The sequence below is a fragment of the Kitasatospora sp. NBC_01246 genome (genome assembly GCF_036226505.1).
GTDB lineage: Bacteria > Actinomycetota > Actinomycetes > Streptomycetales > Streptomycetaceae > Kitasatospora.
Genome location: NZ_CP108484.1, coordinates 6013899 through 6029532 on the forward strand (window position 1 = coordinate 6013899; position 15634 = coordinate 6029532).

Sequence of the window (15634 nt, forward strand, 5' to 3'; positions counted from 1 at the left end):
TCGAGGGCGGGCCCGGGCCCAGGCCGGGGTGGCTACGGCAGCTCCTGCTCGGCCCAGATGGTCTTGCCGTTGCGGGTGTAGCGGCTGCCCCAGCGGCTGGTGAGCTGGGCGACCAGGTACAGGCCCCGGCCGCCCTCGTCGGTGAGCCGGGCCCGGCGCATCCGCGGCTGGGTGGCGCTGGGGTCGGAGACCTCGCAGGTCAGCCGCTCCGCCAGGATCAGCCGCACCTCGACCGGGCCGCCGGCGTAGCGGATGGCGTTGGTGACCAGCTCGCTCAGCACCAGCTCGGTGGTGAAGACCAGCTCCTCCAGGCCCCAGTCGCGCAGCCGCGCCGTCGCACTCCCGCGGACCCGGGCGACGGCCGCCGGGTCGGCCCCCACCGACCAGGTGGCGGTGGCGTCGGTCGGCACCGCCCGGGTGCGGGCGAGCAGCAGGGTGACGTCGTCGGCCAGCCGGTGCGCCGGCTGACCGTCGACGATGGCGCGGCCGAGCTCCCGCAGCGGTGCGGCGGCGGCGCCGGGGCGGGCCATCCGGCTGCGCAGTTCGGCCAGCCCCTCGTCGAGGTCGCCCCCGTACCCCACGATCAGCCCGTCGGTGTAGAGCGCCAGTACGCTGCCCGGCGCCAGCTCGACCTCCGCCACCTCGAACGGCAGACCGCTGACGCCCAGCGGCGGGCCCGGGCGCACCGGCACGTACTCGACGGTGCCGTCCGGCGCCGCGACGGCGGGCGGCGGGTGTCCGGCGGAGGCCATCGCGCACCGCCGCGAGACCGGGTCGTAGACGGCGTAGACGCAGGTGGCGCCGAACGGGCCGGTCCGCTGACCGGCGGGCCACTCGCCGTCCTCCTCCGGCCTCTCGCCCTCGATCAGCAACTGGCAGACCAGGTCGTCGAGATGGACCAGCAGCTCGTCGGGTTCCAGGTCGAGGTCGGCGAGGGTCCGGACGGCGGTGCGCAGCCGGCCCATGGTGGCGCTGGCCTCCAGCCCGTGGCCGACCACGTCCCCGGCGACCAGCGCGACCCGGGCCGAGGAGAGCGGGATCACGTCGAACCAGTCGCCGCCGACGCCGCTGGCGGTGTCCGTGGGCAGGTAGACGCTGGCGGTGGTCACGGCGGCGGTCTCGAAGTGCGCGGGCGGCAGCAGGCTGCGCTGGAGGCTGACGGCGGCGCGGTGCTCGCGGGTGTAGCGGCGGGCGTTGTCCAGCGCGAGGGCAGTGCGGGCGGCGATCTCGCGCAGCAGGTCCAGATCCGCCGGTTCGTAGGCGAGGCGGCCGGCGGCGCGGTGGACGGTCACCCGGCCGAGGAGGCTGCCCCGGGCGCGCAGCGGCGCGGTCATCGTGCCGGCCGTGCTCGGGGAGGCGTCCGCAGGGGTCAGGGCAGGAGGGCCGGCGGGGGCGATCGGTGAGCCCTCGGTGTCGAACTCCACCGCCGTCGTCTCCGCCACCCGGTCCAGCCCCGCGTCCTCCAGCAGGTCCGCGTCCCCGGTGACGGCGGTCCGGCGGAGCAGCAGCCGGCCGTCCCGGCCGGGCGCCGGCTCCTCGCCGGTGAACACCGCCTCGGCGATCTCGACCACGGCCAGGTCGGCCAGCCCGGGCGCCAGGACGGCGGCGAGGTCCCCGGCGGTGCCGGTGACCGAGAGCGATCCGCCGACCGCCGCCGTCGCGCGGTGCAGCACGGCGAGCCGCTCGCCGGAGCGGTGGAGCGCGGTGACGTCGGTGAACAGCGCCGTCACCCCGATCACCTGGCCGTCGGCGGCCTGCAGCCGGAAGGCCGAGATCGCCATCGCCGCGCCGCCGCCCGGCTCCTCGATCGTCCGCACCAGCTCCCCGGAGATCACCAGCGGCCGGCCCGTCCGCAGCACCTCGTGCAGTTGCGCTTCGACCGCCTCGGCGCCCTCGGGCTCCAGGAAGTCCCCGAGGCGCCGTCCGGTCAGGTCCGGCGGGAGGCCGGAGTAGGGGAGCAGGTGGGTGTTGGTCCTGACCAGTCGCAGCTGGGGGTCGAACACGGCGAGGCCCACCCGGTCCTGGAGGAACAGCTCCCGGGTGAACGCCTGGTCCTGCCGCCACTGGGTGACGAGTTCGGCGGGGGCGCCGAGCACGAAGTACCGGGCCGCGCCGGACGGCTTCCGGCCGTCGCTGTCCTCCAGCGGGAGCACCTGGAAGACGATCCCCAGCTCCTCGCCCCGGCCGGAGCGCACCAGCGCGGTGCCGGACCAGGTGTCGGAGGACTGCTCCGGGGACTGCGTCGCCGCCGGCTCGGCGGAGGCCGCCCGCTCAGCTGCCGCCGCTCGCTCCGCTGCCGCCGCGCGCTCGGCCCGGCGTTCGGCCAGCAGAGCGGTCCAGGTGGCCGGGTCGGCCAGCAGCTCACGGACCGGGCGGCCGCAGACCTCGGAGGCGGGCAGGGACAGCAGCTGCTCGGCCTCCCGGGTCCAGCGGACGATCCTGCCGTCCGCGTCCAGCAGGGCACCGGCCGCGCTGTCGACGAAGGGGGGTCGTCGGCTGTCCATGGTGCGCACCTCGGATGTGTCGTGCGGTCTCGGCCGTCTGCGGTTCGTCCGTCCGTCCGATGGTCACCCTCCCTCCCGCCGTCGGGCCGCGTGCCGCCGCAGGCCGCCATCCGGGTGATGTGCTGCCCCGCCGTCGCCGGGCCGCCGGGTCACCGCCCGCCGGGCAGAGCCGGCGTCCGCCGGGGGGACCGGGTGCCGGGCGCGGCCCACCGGTGACCGGGGGCCGAGGGGGAGGAGGTCCACCGTGCTCATCCGGTCGCTCCTCTCCTCCGGCCGCGAGCGCGCCGGTCCGTACTCCCCGCTGCCTGGCCCGGGGCTTCTCCATCATCCCTCCGGCGCGCGTCGCCGCCAGTCACGGCGGGCTACCGGCGACGGCCGGGCCGGGGCCTGTGCGGGGCCCGGGCCGAGGCGTCCCGTCAGGCGTTGCCGGGGTGTCCCACGGGCTCGGGGTGTGGTCGGTGCGCCGGGCCGGGGCCCGTCCCGCCCCGCGCCCGTCCGTTCGAGGACCGCCGGGCGCCCGGCATCCGCCGCGCGGACATCGCGCGAGGCCCGGGCCGTCACCGACCGGACACACGAAGGGGCCCGCTGGGCCGAACCGGCGAGTAACACTACGCTGAGCCGCCTCGATCCCGAGCCGTCGTGCCGGCCACCGCGAGCGGCCGGCCCGGGCCCCGACCACGCAGGAGGCACCATGACGATCCCGACCCGGGCACCGGCACCGGCACCGGCCCTGATCCCGGTCCAGGTCCGTGCCCAGGCCGCCGCCGTCCGCGCGGCCTACGCGCTGCCGCGGCCGCTGCGCCGGCTGATCGCCGGCGCGCCCGTCCGACGGGACGGCCAGCGGCTGGCCCTCGACGCCCAACTGCTGCTGAGCCTCCAGCGGATCTCCGGGAACCACCTGGTCAGGCCCGCCGGAGTGGCCGCGTCGCGGGTCGGGCTGGACCACGGCCGCCACCTGGTGAGCGGCCCGGTGATCGAGCCGGTGGCCACCCGCGAGATCCGGATCCCGGTCGAGTACGGCGAACTGCCGGCCACCCTGTACACGCCGGACGGCCTGGCCGCCCCGTCCGGGCTGCTGGTCTTCTTCCACGGCGGCGGCTGGGTGCTCGGCACCCGGACCAGCCACGACAACACCGCGCGCTTCCTCGCCCGGCACGCGGGTGTCCGGGTGCTCTCGGTCGAGTACCGGCTGGCCCCGGAGCACGTCTTCCCGGCCGCCGTGGACGACGCGCTGGCCGCCTTCGACCACGCCCACGCCGAGGCCGCCGACCTCGGCGTGGACCCGGATCGGATCGCGGTCGGCGGCGACAGCGCCGGCGGCAACCTGGCGGCCGTCACCGCCCAGCTGGCGGTCCGGCGCGGCGGGCCCGCGCCCGCGTTCCAGCTGCTCTTCTACCCGGCCGTCGACGCCTCCCGGCACCGGCCGTCCCGGGAGCTGTTCGCCGACGGGTTCCTCCTCACCAGCGCGCACATGGACTGGTTCGCCGACCACTACGCACCCGAGGGCGTGGACCGCTCGGACCCCCGGCTCTCCCCGCTGCTCACCCCCGACCTGACCGGCCTGCCGCCCGCGTACATCGCCACCGCGGGCTTCGACCCGCTGCGCGACGAGGGGGAGGCGTACGCCGAGCGGCTGCGCGAGGCGGGCGTGGTGGTCGCGCTCAGCCGCCAGCCCGACCTGATCCACGGCTACATCAACTATCTGGGGATAGGCCGGCGGTTCCGCGAGGCCACGGCGGAGGCCGCCGGGGCACTCCGGCTGGCGCTCAGCCCGAACGCGTGAAACCCCCGGCAGCGTGACGGGCCGCGATGCCTGAGGGACCACAACGCCTGACGGCCTGCCACGCCTGACGGCCCGCAACGCCTGAGGGGATGCGACGCCTGACGGGCCGCCATGCTGACGCGCCGCCCGGGTTCCGCCGGAGGCCGGTGCGCGAGGGCTTCTCGCGCCCGGCCTCTTATTGTACTCTCCGTCTAATAAGCGGGGCGGGCGGGAACCCCGCGCAGGGCACGCACCTGGAGGCAGCCATGGCTCACCCCGGCACGGCAGCAGGGATCCACGCTCACACCTCGGCCGACGACGACGTCTCGAAGCGACTGCTCGACTCGGCCGCGACCCTCTCCTACGACCCGGCGACCGAGATCGACTGGGACGCGCCGCTCCCCGAGGACGGCTACGGGCTCAACCCCGAGTGGAGCACGCTCTACGGCACCCGGCTGTGGGACGAGATGACCGAGCGGCAGCGGGTCACCCTCACCCGGCACGAGGTCTGCTCGATCATGACCACCGGCATCTGGTTCGAGATGATCCTGCAGCAGATGGTGCTGCGCGACCAGTACCTGAAGAACCCGGCCAGCGCGGAGTTCCGCTTCGCCCTCACCGAGATAGCCGACGAGTGCCGGCACTCGATCATGTTCGCGCGCGCCTGCGAGAAGATGGGCGTCCCGCAGTACCGGCCGGCCGCGGTGATCGCCCAGGCCGGCCGCCTCTTCAAGGCCACCGCCAAGGGTGAACTCGCCTACGGCGGGATCCTGGTGGCCGAAGAGGTGCTCGACGTCATGCAGCGCGACTGGATGCGCGGCGAGAACGTCCTGGACATCGTCCGCAGGACGTCCCGGATCCATGTCGTCGAGGAATCGCGGCACATGAAGTTCGCCCGCCAGGAGATCCGCGAGCGGCTGCGCGGCACCGGCCGCGCCCGTCGGCGGGCCGCCGGGACCGGCATCGCGGTGGCGGCCTACGTCATCGTCAGCAGCATGGTCCACCGGGGCGTGTACCGGGCCGCCGGGCTGGACACCGAGCGGGCGCTGGCCGAGGTGCGGGCCAACCAGCACCGCAAGGCGATGATGCGCACCAGCTCCAGCCACCTGATGGCCTTCCTCGGCGAGGCCGGGCTGCTCAACAGCTCCGCGGCCGCGGTCTACCGCCGCGTCGACATGCTCTGACCCGAGCCGACCCGAGCCGACCCGAGCCGACCCGAGCCGACCCGAGCCGACCCGAGCCGACCCGAGCCGGCGCTCGCCGACGCGACCGCGACGCCGCCCCGTCCCGACCCCGTCCCGACCCCGATTCGTCCCGACCCCGAGAGCCGGCCGACGCCCGCGCCGACCGGCTCGACGCCTGCGCCCGACCCGACCCGGCGTGACCCGACCGCCCCCCCACGCAGCGAGGACCCCACCCGGCCATGGCCTACGCGATCACCCAGACCTGCTGCAACGACGCCTCGTGCGTGTCCGTCTGCCCGGTCAACTGCATCCACCCCACCCCGGAAGAGCCGGAGTTCGGCCGTACCGACATGCTCTTCATCGACCCGGTCGCCTGCATCGACTGCGGCGCCTGCGCGGACGCCTGCCCGGTCGACGCCGTCTACCCCGTCGACCGGCTCGCCGGCCCCGACACCGTCTTCGGGGAGCTCAACCGCGACTACTACCGGGACCACCCGGCCGACCACAGCTGGGGGGCGCCGACCTTCCCCCGGAGCCTGCCGGACGACCTCGGGCCGCTGCGGATAGCGATCGTCGGCACCGGCCCGTCCGCGAGCTACACCGCCCAGTCGCTGCTGCGCACCACCGGCGCGGAGATCACCATGATCGACCGGCTGCCGGTCGCGGGTGGCCTGCTGCGGCACGGCGTCGCCCCCGACCACCAGTCGACCAAGCGGATCGCCGAGAGCTTCGCGAGCGTGTTCCACCACCCCCGGCTGCGGGTCCACCTCAACGTCGAGATCGGCAAGGACCTCAGCCACGCCGAACTGGCCGCCCACCACCACGCGGTCGTGTACGCGGTCGGCGCCGCCACCGACCGCCGGCTCGGCCTGCCCGGCGAGGACCTCCCCGGCAGCCTGCCCGCCACCACATTCGTCGGCTGGTACAACGCCGACCCGACCGTCCCGGCCGAGGCCGTCGACCTCTCCGCCGAGCGGGCGGTCGTCGTCGGCAACGGCAACGTCGCCGTGGACGTCGCCCGGATCCTGCTGCTCGACCCGGACCGGCTCGCCGCGACCGACATCGCCGACCACGCCCTCGCCGCCCTGCGGGACAGCCGGGTGCGGGAGGTGGTGCTGCTCGCCCGCCGGGGGCCCGAGCAGGCGGCCTGGACGCGGTCCGAGTTCCTCGCGCTCCAGCACCTGCCCGGCGTCGAACTCGTCGTCGAGGACCACCCCGAGGTCCGCGCCGCGATCGCCGCCGCGCCGGAGGGCTCGAAGGCCGCGCTGCTCGCCGGGCTGCCGCTGGAGCACGTCGACGGCGGCGAGCCGCCGCGCCCCGGCCGCCGGATCGTGCTGCGCTTCTTCGCCGCGCCCACCGAACTCCTGGGCACGGGCCGCGTCGAGGGCGTCCGGCTCGACGGGACGGCGCTCGTGGCCGGCCCCGACGGTCCGCGTGCCGAACCCACCGGCGAGCACGGCACCCTCCGGGCCGGGCTGGTGGTGCGGTCCATCGGCTACCGGGGCGTCCCCGTGCCCGGTCTGCCCTTCGACGCCGCCGCCGCGGCCGTGCCGCACCGGGGCGGCCGCGTGATCGACCCGGAGACCGGCCGGCCGCTGCCCGGCACCTACGTCGTGGGCTGGGCCAAGCGCGGCCCGTCCGGCGGGATCGGGGCCAACCGGGCCTGCGCGCAGGAGACCGTGGACGCCCTGCTGGACGATGCCGCGGCCGGTGCGCTGCCCGATTCGTCCGGCACCCGACGGGAGTTGGCCCGGCTGGTCCGCAGTCGGCGGCCGGACGCCGTCGGGCTGAAGCAGCTGCGGGCCATCGACCGCGCCGAACGCGCCCTCGGTGAGGCCGCCGGCCGCCCCCGGGTCAAGTTCGCCACCCTCCCCGCCCTCCTGGCGGCCGGCCGCCGCTGACCCCCGGGCCCGCCCCCCGCGCCCGCCCCCTCCCGCGCCCGCCCGGGCCCCGGCCAGTCGTCGCCCGGTCCCGCGCGAGGGCACCCGGCCGCGCGCGGGTTCGCTGTCCCGGCCGTAGCTGGCGCGGGTTGGCGTAGCAAGCCGGTGGTGAGGCGCCCGGCCCGGGAGCCGCCGGCCTGCCGATGGGTCCGCACCGGGCGGGACCGGCCCGCCCGGTGCGGGTCCGCTGATCGGCCTCAACGCCCCAGGACGGCGCCGCCGTTGACCCCGATGACCTGGCCGGTGACGTAGCCGGCCTCCGGGGAGGCCAGGTAGGCGACGGCCGCCGCCACGTCCTCCGGGGTGCCGGCCCGGCCGACCAGGGTGGCGGCGATCTTGTCGGCGTGGAACTCCGGCGTCCAGCCGCTGCCGAAGATCTCGGTGGACTCGACGTAGCCGGGGGCGAGCATGTTGACGGTGATGCCCTCCGGGCCGAACTGCCGGGCGAGGCCGAAGCCCCAGCCGTGCAGGGCGGCCTTGGCGGCGGCGTAGGAACCGGCCGAGTGCGGGCCCGCCCCGCCGCGCTGGGCGGCGGCGGAGCTGATCAGGATCACCCGGCCGCCCGGTCGGCGCAGCCGGTCGGCGAGCGCGCCGGTGAGCAGGACGGCGGACAGGAGGTTGGTGTCCAGGTCCCGCCGCCAGGCCTCGGCCAGGGCTTCGAGGGAGGCGTCGGCGGGCGGGGTGATCACCGCGCCCGCGTTGTTGACCAGCACGTCCACCGGGCCGAGTGCCGCGATCGCCTCGGCCGCCGCCGCGACCTCGGCGGCCACCGTGAGGTCGGCCGCGACCGGCACCACGTCGCCCCCGATCTCCGCGGCGGCCTTCGCCAGCACCTCGGCCCGTCGTCCGACGATCGCCACCCGGTAACCGCGTCCGGCGAGTTCGGCGGCGACGGCCCGGCCGATCCCCGTCCCGCCGCCCGACACCACCGCGGTCCGTCGCTGCTCCATCGTGTGCGCCCCCTGCTCCTGCGTCGATCGACGACCCCGGCCCGGAGCCTACCGAACGGTAACTTCCCGGCGGGTCCGAACGGCCGGCTCACGCGCCCGACCGGGCCGGCCCGCCGGCCCCGCCCGGGTGGAGCGGCTTGCCGTACACCGTCGAGCCGAGCCGGACGGTCATCCCCACCCGCTGGTACAGCGCGAGCGCGCCGGTCTCCGAGTGCGTCCACAGCGTGCACGCCCGCCGGCCGCGCCGGTGGAACGCGGCGAACGCCTCCCGCAACAGCGCCCGGGCGACGCCCCGGCCGCGGTGGTCCCGCCGGACCGCGACCCGCTCGATGTAGCCCTCGCCGGTGTCCGGCAGGTCCAGCGACAGCACCGCGCCGACCATCTCCCCGGCCGCGAACGCGACCGGCGAGAGCGCGGGCGCGAAGGTGTCCCGCTCGACGGTGTGCCGCGCCCACTCCTCGTAGGGCTTGCGCCGCACCTGCCACTCGTCGAACGCGTCCTCGGTGAGCCGGTACGCGGCCCGCTCGTCGCCGGCGCGGAACGGCCGGACGGTGATCCCGGCCGGTGGTACGGGCGCCGCCGGCCCGGCGGGCAGCGCGATCTCCAGCAGCCACTGCGTGACGAACGGCCCGTACCCGCGCGAACGCAGCAGCGCGTCGGCGGCGCGGTCGCCGTCCCGGACGGTCTGCGAGAGCCGCTCGCTGCCCAGCTCCCGGGCCCGCGCCTCGACCCAGTCGAGCAGCGCGCCGCCCAACCCCTGTCCCCGGTGCGCCGGGTGGACGTCCACCTTGCTCCGCCGACCGCCGTGCACCCAGGCCCGGGCGACCACGGTGCCCGCCGCGTCCAGCACCAGCAGCGTGTCGCGGGCCGGGTCCAGACCGGGCAGGGCCAGGTCGGCGGCCACGCCGTCGACCGCGTTCTCGGCCCCGCCGCCGGCGCCGCCGGGCAACTCGCGTTCGCGGGCGGCGACCAGCCGGTGGATCGCCGGTGCGTCGGCCGGGGTGGCGGCCCGGCTCCGGTAGTGGGCCGGGAGGGACGGCAGCGGAAGTCGGGGCATGCCGCGACTCTGCGCCATCGGCGGCCGCCCTGTCGACCGGATCGGGCGAGCCGACCCGGCCGGACGGGGCCCGGGGCCGCCTCCGGCACGATCGGGTGCGGAGGCGGCCCACTGGCCCGAGGCCGGTCGTCACCCTACGGACGGGGCATCGACCGCGTCGTTCGACCGGCCACGATCCCCGGCGGCGTGCGCCGCCGTCGATGCCCATCCCACACCATGAAGTGCGGTTGAGGTCAAGGCCGTACGGCGCGAGAAGTCGGCCGGTCCGACTTCTCGCGCCGCCGCGGTCACGGTGGCGGAAAAGGCCGCGGCGACGACACGGCTGCGCGGCCGCGGTCGCCGGGGGAAGGCCCGGCACCCGCGCCGCCACCGCCCCCGGCGCCCGCCGCACGAGGACCGCCCCCGACGGGTGTGCGGACCTGTCGGGGGCGGAGTCTCGGGGGCCTGCGATGGATCAGGCGGCGACCGGGTGGGCCGGGTCGTACGCCTCGCGCACCCGGGCCTGGGCCGCCGGCCCGGCCGCGAGGTGGTCGAGGCCGAGCAGCGCGGCGCCCAGCACCGGCGGCGCCACGACGACCCGCGGCTCGGCCAGCGGCGCCGCCGCGGCCAGACGCGCCGTCAGGTTGTCGAGCAGCAGCGGCTGCCGGGAGGAGAGCACCCCGCCGCCGAGCACCAGCGGGGTGGGCTCGTCCAGCAGGTCCAGGCGGCGCAGCGCGACGACGGCGAGCCGGGTGATCTCGTCGGCCTGCCGGTCGATCAGCTCCAGGGCGACCGGGTCGCCGGTCTCCGCCACCGCGAACAGCACCCGGACGATCTCGTGCAGCCGCCCGAAGGGCAGGTGCCCGAGGTGGATCGCCTCGGCGACGGCGCCGGTGTCCGGCAGGCCGAAGTGCTCGGCGATGGCGCGGGCGAGCCCGGTCGGGCCGCCGCGGCCGTCCTCGGCGCGGACGGCGTGCCACATGCTGCTGACGGCGAGGCCGCTGCCGCCGCCCCAGTCGCCGGTCAGCTCGCCGAGGGCGGGGAACCGGGCGGTGCGGCCGTCGGGCAGCAGGCCGACGCAGTTGATGCCGGCCCCGCAGACGACGGCCACGCCGCGCGGGCCGTCGGTGCCGGCCCGCAGCAGACCGAAGGTGTCGTTGACGACGGTGTTGCTGAGGCCCCAGGGGTGCGACTCCAGGGCGGTGCGCAGGGCGGCCTCCTCCACCGGGAGGTCGGCGTTGGCGAGGCAGGCGCTGACGTGGGTGGTCAGCACACCGCTGCGGAAGGTCAGCCCGGCAGCGGTGGCCGCCTCCTCGACCAGCGGCGCGAGGCCGGCGACGGCCGCCGCGCCACCGATCTTCTGCGGTGCGAAGCCGCCGCCCCGGGCGGCGCCGAGCACGGTGCCGTCGGCGCCGATCAGGGCGACGTCGGTCTTGGAGTTGCCCGCGTCGATGGCGAGAACGCCGGGCAGTAGTGGTTCGGGCTGGTGGGTCATGAGGTCCCCGCGGCTCGTACGTGGCCCGGCCGTTGTCCCCGGCCGGGGGTGGTCGGTCTCCTCGCGGCCCGGCGGGCCGTCGCCGCGGTCGGCGGCGACGGCGGCCGGGGGCGCGGGCCGGACGGAACGGACACGTCAGGCCCAGGCGAGGTGCTCGCGGTTGTGGGCGAGCAGCCGGTCCGTCAGCTGGTCGGCGAGTTCGATCTGGCCGACCAGCGGGTGGGCGAGCAGGGCGTCGAAGACCCGGTCGCGGCCGCCGTGCAGGGCGGCGTCGAGGGCGAGCCGCTCGTACGAGGTCACCGCGGCGATGAGGCCGGCGTACAGCGGCTCGACGGGGCGCTGCGGCAGCGGGCGCACGCCGGCGGCGTCCACCTCGGCGGGCACCTCGATCACGGCGTCGTCGGGCAGGAACGGCAGCACGCCGTCGTTGCGGGCGTTCACCACCTGCACGGACGTCCCGCCGCCGGTGCCCAGCAGGGCGGCGATCAGCTGGACGGCGGCCTCGGAGTAGAACGCGCCGCCGCGCTGCCCGAGCAGCTCCGGCTTGGTGTCCAGGGCCGGGTCGGCGTACATCTCCAGCAGCTGCCGCTCGATCTCGGCGACCTCGGCGGCCCGGGAGCCCTTGACCTTCAGCTCCTCCACGACCAGGTCGTGCTGGTAGAAGTACCGCAGGTAGTAGGAGGGCACCACGCCGAGGCGCTCGACGACGCGCCGCGGCAGCCGGATGTCGTCCGCGATCTCCTTGCCGAAGCCGGTGAGCAGCTCCGGCAGCACCTCGCGCCCGGTGGTCGCGCCCGGGGCGTCGAGCAGGGTGACGCCGCGCTCCCAGGTGAGGTGGTTGAGGCCGACGTGGTCGAGGCGGATCAGCTCGGGGTCGACGCCGAGGTGCCGGGCGAACCGCCGCTGGAAGCCGATCGCGACGTTGCACAGGCCGACGGCCTTGTGCCCGGCGCGCTGCAGCGCCCGGGTGACGATGCCGACCGGGTTGGTGAAGTCGATGATCCACGCGTCGGGGTTGGTCCGGCGGACCTTCTCGGCGATGTCCAGCACCACCGGCACCGTACGCAGGGCCTTGGCCAGGCCGCCCGCCCCGGTGGTCTCCTGGCCGACGCAGCCGCACTCCAGCGGCCAGGTCTCGTCCTGGTTGCGGGCCGCCTGCCCGCCGACCCGCAGCTGCAGGAGCACCGCGTCGGCGTCGGCGACGCCCGCCTCGACGTCGGTCGTCGTGGTGACCACGGCGCCGTGCCCCTGCTTGGCGAAGATCCGCCGGGCCAGCCCGCCGATCAGCTCCAGCCGGTCGGCGGCCGGGTCGATCAGGACGAGTTCGGCGATCGGCAGGGTGTCGCGCAGCCGGGCGAAACCGTCGATGAGTTCGGGGGTGTACGTCGAACCGCCACCCACGATGGCCAACTTCAGTGCGGACATCAGCCCTTGACCCCTGTCAGTGTCACGCCTTCGATGAAGGCCTTCTGTGCGAAGAAGAAGAGGACGATCACCGGCGCCATCACCAGCAGGGTGGCGGCCATGGTGAGGTTCCAGTTGGTGTGGTGGGCGCCCTTGAACGACTCCAGGCCGTAGGAGAGGGTCCAGGCGCCGGGCTTGTTGCTGGCGTAGATCTGCGGGCCGAAGTAGTCGTTCCAGCAGTAGAAGAACTGGAACAGGGCGACGGCGGCGATGGCCGGCTTGGCCATCGGCAGCACGACCTTGAGCAGGGTGCGCAGGTCGCCGCAGCCGTCGATCCGGGCCGCCTCGATGTACTCCTTGGGGATGGTCATCAGGAACTGCCGCAGCAGGAAGATGGAGAAGGCGTCCCCGAAGGCCATCGGGATGATCAGCGGCCAGAGCGAGCCGCTCAGCCCGAGCTCCTTCGCCCAGAACAGGTACATCGGGATGATGGTGACCTGCGGCGGCAGCATCATCATCGAGATGACGGCCATCAGCGCCAGATTGCGGCCCCGGAAGCGGAACTTGGCGAGCGCGTAGGCCACCGGCAGGCTGGAGACGATGGTCAGCGCGGTGCCGAGGCCGGCGTACAGCAGGGTGTTGCGCCACCAGGTGAGGAAGCCGGGCGTGTTCCAGACCTTGGCGTAGTTGCCCCACTCCCAGGAGGTCGGCCAGTAGTCCGTGGTGAGCGCCTGGTTGTCCGTCATGACGGAGGTGAGGAAGGCGAAGACGAACGGCAGCAGGAAGAACAGCGTGGCGGCGATGGCGAGCGAGTGCACGGCCACCCAGTTGAGCAGCGCGCGGCGGCGGGCGGCGCGGGCGGCGGCGGTGGGGGCGCCGCGCCGGGCGGGCCCCTTCGCGGGGGCCTGCGCCGTGAGGGTGGAGCTGAGAGTCATGATCGTGTCCTCACTGGGCCCTAGTCGTCGTTCGACATGAAGCCGGACTTGCGGCGGAGCAGGATCGAGGTGACCGCCATCGAGATGGCGAACAGCACCAGGGCGACGACGCACGCCGCGCCGTAGTTGAAGCGCTGGAAGCCGAGGTTGTAGACCATCTGCGGCAGGGTCCAGGTGGAGCCCTGCGGGTAGCCGGGTTCGAACTGCTGCCCGGAGTTGCCCGCGTTGCCGCCGGCGACCTTCCCGGCGACGATCGCCTGCGTGTAGTACTGCATGGTCTGGATGACGCCGGTGACCACCGCGAACATGATGATCGGCGAGATGTTCGGCAGGGTGACGAACCGGAACCGCTGGAGCGGGCCGGCGCCGTCCAGTTCGGCGGCCTCGTACTGCTCCTTCGGGACGTCCAGCAGGGACGCCATGAAGATGACCATCAGGTCGCCGATCCCCCACATGGCGAGCATGGTGAGCGAGGGCTTGGACCAGGACGGGTCGGAGAACCAGCCGGGCTGCGGCAGTCCGATCTCGCCGAGGAAGTGGTTGACCGGGCCGGTGCCGGGGTTGAGCAGGAAGGCGAAGGCGACGGTCGCGGCCACCGGCGGTGCCAGGTACGGCAGGTAGAACGCGGTGCGGAAGAAGCCGGCGCCGGTCTTGACCTTGGTGATCAGCAGGCCGATGCCGAGGCCGAAGGCCACCCGCAGGCCGACCATGATGAAGACCAGCCAGACGGTGTTGCGCAGGCCCTGCCAGAACGCCGGGAGGTCGTTGAAGACGTAGTCCCAGTTCTGCAGGCCGGTGAAGGCCGGCGAGCCGAAGCCGTTGTACTTGGTGAAGGAGAAGTAGACCGTCGAGATCAGCGGGTACAGGAAGAAGACGCCGAAGCCGATCAGCCAGGGGGAGAGGAAGGCGAGGGTGCGGGCCGCCTCCCGGCGGCGCTTCCGGCGCAGCAGGTGCTGCGTGGAGGGCGCCGCCGGGTCGGTCGATCCGGTGCCCTTGCGGGTGCCGAACGCGAGTGACATGGGAGCTCCGTGGGCCGCTGGCTACTTGGCCTGGGCGATGGCGGCGTCGATCTCCTTGGCGGTGGCCGTCAGGCCGGCCGGGAGGTCCTTCTGCTGACCGGACTCGTAGGCGTAGCCGAGGTTCTGCAGCGACACGATGTACGCGCCGCCGTTGACGCTCGCCGGCGTGGTGCCGGAGTGCTGGTTCTTGGCGATGTCCAGGAAGGTCTTGAAGTTCGCGTCGCTGATCAGCTTCGGCGAGTTGAGCGCGTCGAAGGTGCTCGGCACGTTGTGGATCGCGTTGGCGAAGCTGACCACCGCGTCGGTGTCGGTGGTCAGGAACTTGACCAGCTCCCAGGCGGCGGCCTGCTTCTTGCTGGTGCTGGCGATGCCGACGATGGTGCCGGTCTGGTAGCCGCGGCCGTAGGTGTCGACCTGGTCGTCCGGCACCGGGAACGGCGCGGTGGCCCACTCGAAGTCGGGCTTGTTCTCGGCGAGCGAGGCGGTCCGCCACTCACCGTCGATGGCCATCGCGACCTGGCCGGTGTGGAAGGGGTTCTTGGCGCTGAACTCCTCGCCGAAGGTGGCGCGGAACTTGTCCAGCTTGTCGTAGCCGCCGAGCTTGTCGACCAGGCCCTTCTGCCAGGTCAGCATCGAGGCGATCTTGGGGTCGGTGGCGAGGTTCGACTTGCCGGAGCCGTCGAAGTAGCTGGGGCCCCACTGGCCGAGGAAGTGCTCGGTGGTCGACTCGTAGCCGTGGTAGAGCGGCATGAAGCCGAGCTGCTTGTAGCCGTCGCCCTCGGGGACGGTCAGCGCGGCCGCGGCGGCGGCGAACTCGCTGAAGGTCTTCGGCGCGGCGGTGATGCCGGCGGCGGCGAAGGCGGCCTTGTTGTAGTACAGGCCGAAGGCGTCGCCGAGCAGCGGCAGCGAACACTGGTTGCTCTGGTACTGCGTGTAGTTGAGCATCGCGGCCGGGAAGGTCTTGGCCGCGTCGATGTTGTCCTTGGCGAGGAAGGGCTTGAGGTCGGCGAAGGCCTTGGTCGAGCAGAACATGCCGACGTTGTTGGTGGTGAAGGAGGAGACCACGTCGGGGGCCGCGTCGCCGCCGGCCCGCAGCGCCTGGTTGACCTTGTCGTCGGCGATGTTGCCGGTCGTCTTGACGTGGATGTTCGGGTGGGCCTTCTCGAAGGCGGCGATGTTGTCGTTGATCGCCTTCACCTCGGAGTCCTGGCTCCAGCCGTGCCAGAAGCTGATGGTGACGTCCTTGCCGGAGGCGGAGTCGTCGCTGCCGCCGCCGTCGCTGGACCCGGTGCAGGCGGTGGCGAGCAGGGCCAGTACGGCGCTGCCGGTCACGGCGGCGATCGTCCGGCGGCTTCTGCGAGAGGTGGTGGAGTGCACTTCGAGATCCTCCTGGGGGCGCGCGGGC

The 15634-nt window shown here is 74.5% G+C and carries 11 protein-coding genes; 3 read left to right on the plus strand and 8 right to left on the minus strand.

Features of this window, described 5'->3' with window-relative positions; translation table 11 throughout:
- Nucleotides 1–32 precede the first annotated feature (32 nt).
- Nucleotides 33–2504, minus strand: a complete 2472-nt coding sequence (locus tag OG618_RS26050; protein ID WP_329489959.1) for a SpoIIE family protein phosphatase — start codon at nt 2502–2504, stop codon at nt 33–35.
- Nucleotides 2505–3195: 691 nt separating this feature from the next.
- Between OG618_RS26050 and OG618_RS26055 the strand changes: the two genes are divergently transcribed.
- From OG618_RS26055 to OG618_RS26065, 3 genes are all read left to right on the plus strand, one after another.
- Complete coding sequence (locus tag OG618_RS26055) at nt 3196–4287, plus strand: alpha/beta hydrolase (protein ID WP_329489960.1); 1092 nt, start codon at nt 3196–3198, stop codon at nt 4285–4287.
- 245 nt (nt 4288–4532) lie between these two features.
- Entirely contained in the window at nt 4533–5450 is a 918-nt protein-coding gene (locus OG618_RS26060) for an AurF N-oxygenase family protein (RefSeq protein ID WP_329489961.1), read from the plus strand.
- 239 nt (nt 5451–5689) lie between these two features.
- Complete coding sequence (locus OG618_RS26065; protein WP_329489962.1) at nt 5690–7351, plus strand: FAD-dependent oxidoreductase; 1662 nt, start codon at nt 5690–5692, stop codon at nt 7349–7351.
- A gap of 236 nt (nt 7352–7587) precedes the next feature.
- On the opposite strand, the gene OG618_RS26070 is transcribed toward OG618_RS26065, so the two are convergent.
- The 7 genes from OG618_RS26070 to OG618_RS26100 all read right to left on the minus strand — a co-directional run bounded on the left by OG618_RS26070 (nt 7588) and on the right by OG618_RS26100 (nt 15561).
- On the minus strand, nt 7588–8340 hold the full coding sequence (locus OG618_RS26070) for an SDR family NAD(P)-dependent oxidoreductase (protein ID WP_329489963.1): 753 nt from the start codon (nt 8338–8340) through the stop codon (nt 7588–7590).
- 88 nt (nt 8341–8428) lie between these two features.
- On the minus strand, nt 8429–9397 hold the full coding sequence (locus OG618_RS26075) for a GNAT family N-acetyltransferase (protein ID WP_329489964.1): 969 nt from the start codon (nt 9395–9397) through the stop codon (nt 8429–8431).
- 454 nt (nt 9398–9851) lie between these two features.
- Nucleotides 9852–10871: an N-acetylglucosamine kinase gene (locus OG618_RS26080; protein WP_329489965.1), complete on the minus strand. Its 1020-nt coding sequence runs from the start codon at nt 10869–10871 to the stop codon at nt 9852–9854.
- 135 nt (nt 10872–11006) lie between these two features.
- Entirely contained in the window at nt 11007–12287 is a 1281-nt protein-coding gene (locus OG618_RS26085) for a 6-phospho-beta-glucosidase (protein WP_329492276.1), read from the minus strand.
- Nucleotides 12288–12295: 8 nt separating this feature from the next.
- Complete coding sequence (locus OG618_RS26090) at nt 12296–13210, minus strand: carbohydrate ABC transporter permease (protein WP_329489966.1); 915 nt, start codon at nt 13208–13210, stop codon at nt 12296–12298.
- Nucleotides 13211–13230: 20 nt separating this feature from the next.
- Entirely contained in the window at nt 13231–14229 is a 999-nt protein-coding gene (locus OG618_RS26095; RefSeq protein WP_329489967.1) for a carbohydrate ABC transporter permease, read from the minus strand.
- A gap of 21 nt (nt 14230–14250) precedes the next feature.
- Nucleotides 14251–15561, minus strand: a complete 1311-nt coding sequence (locus tag OG618_RS26100) for an extracellular solute-binding protein (RefSeq protein WP_329489968.1) — start codon at nt 15559–15561, stop codon at nt 14251–14253.
- Between the last annotated feature and the right edge of the window lie 73 nt (nt 15562–15634).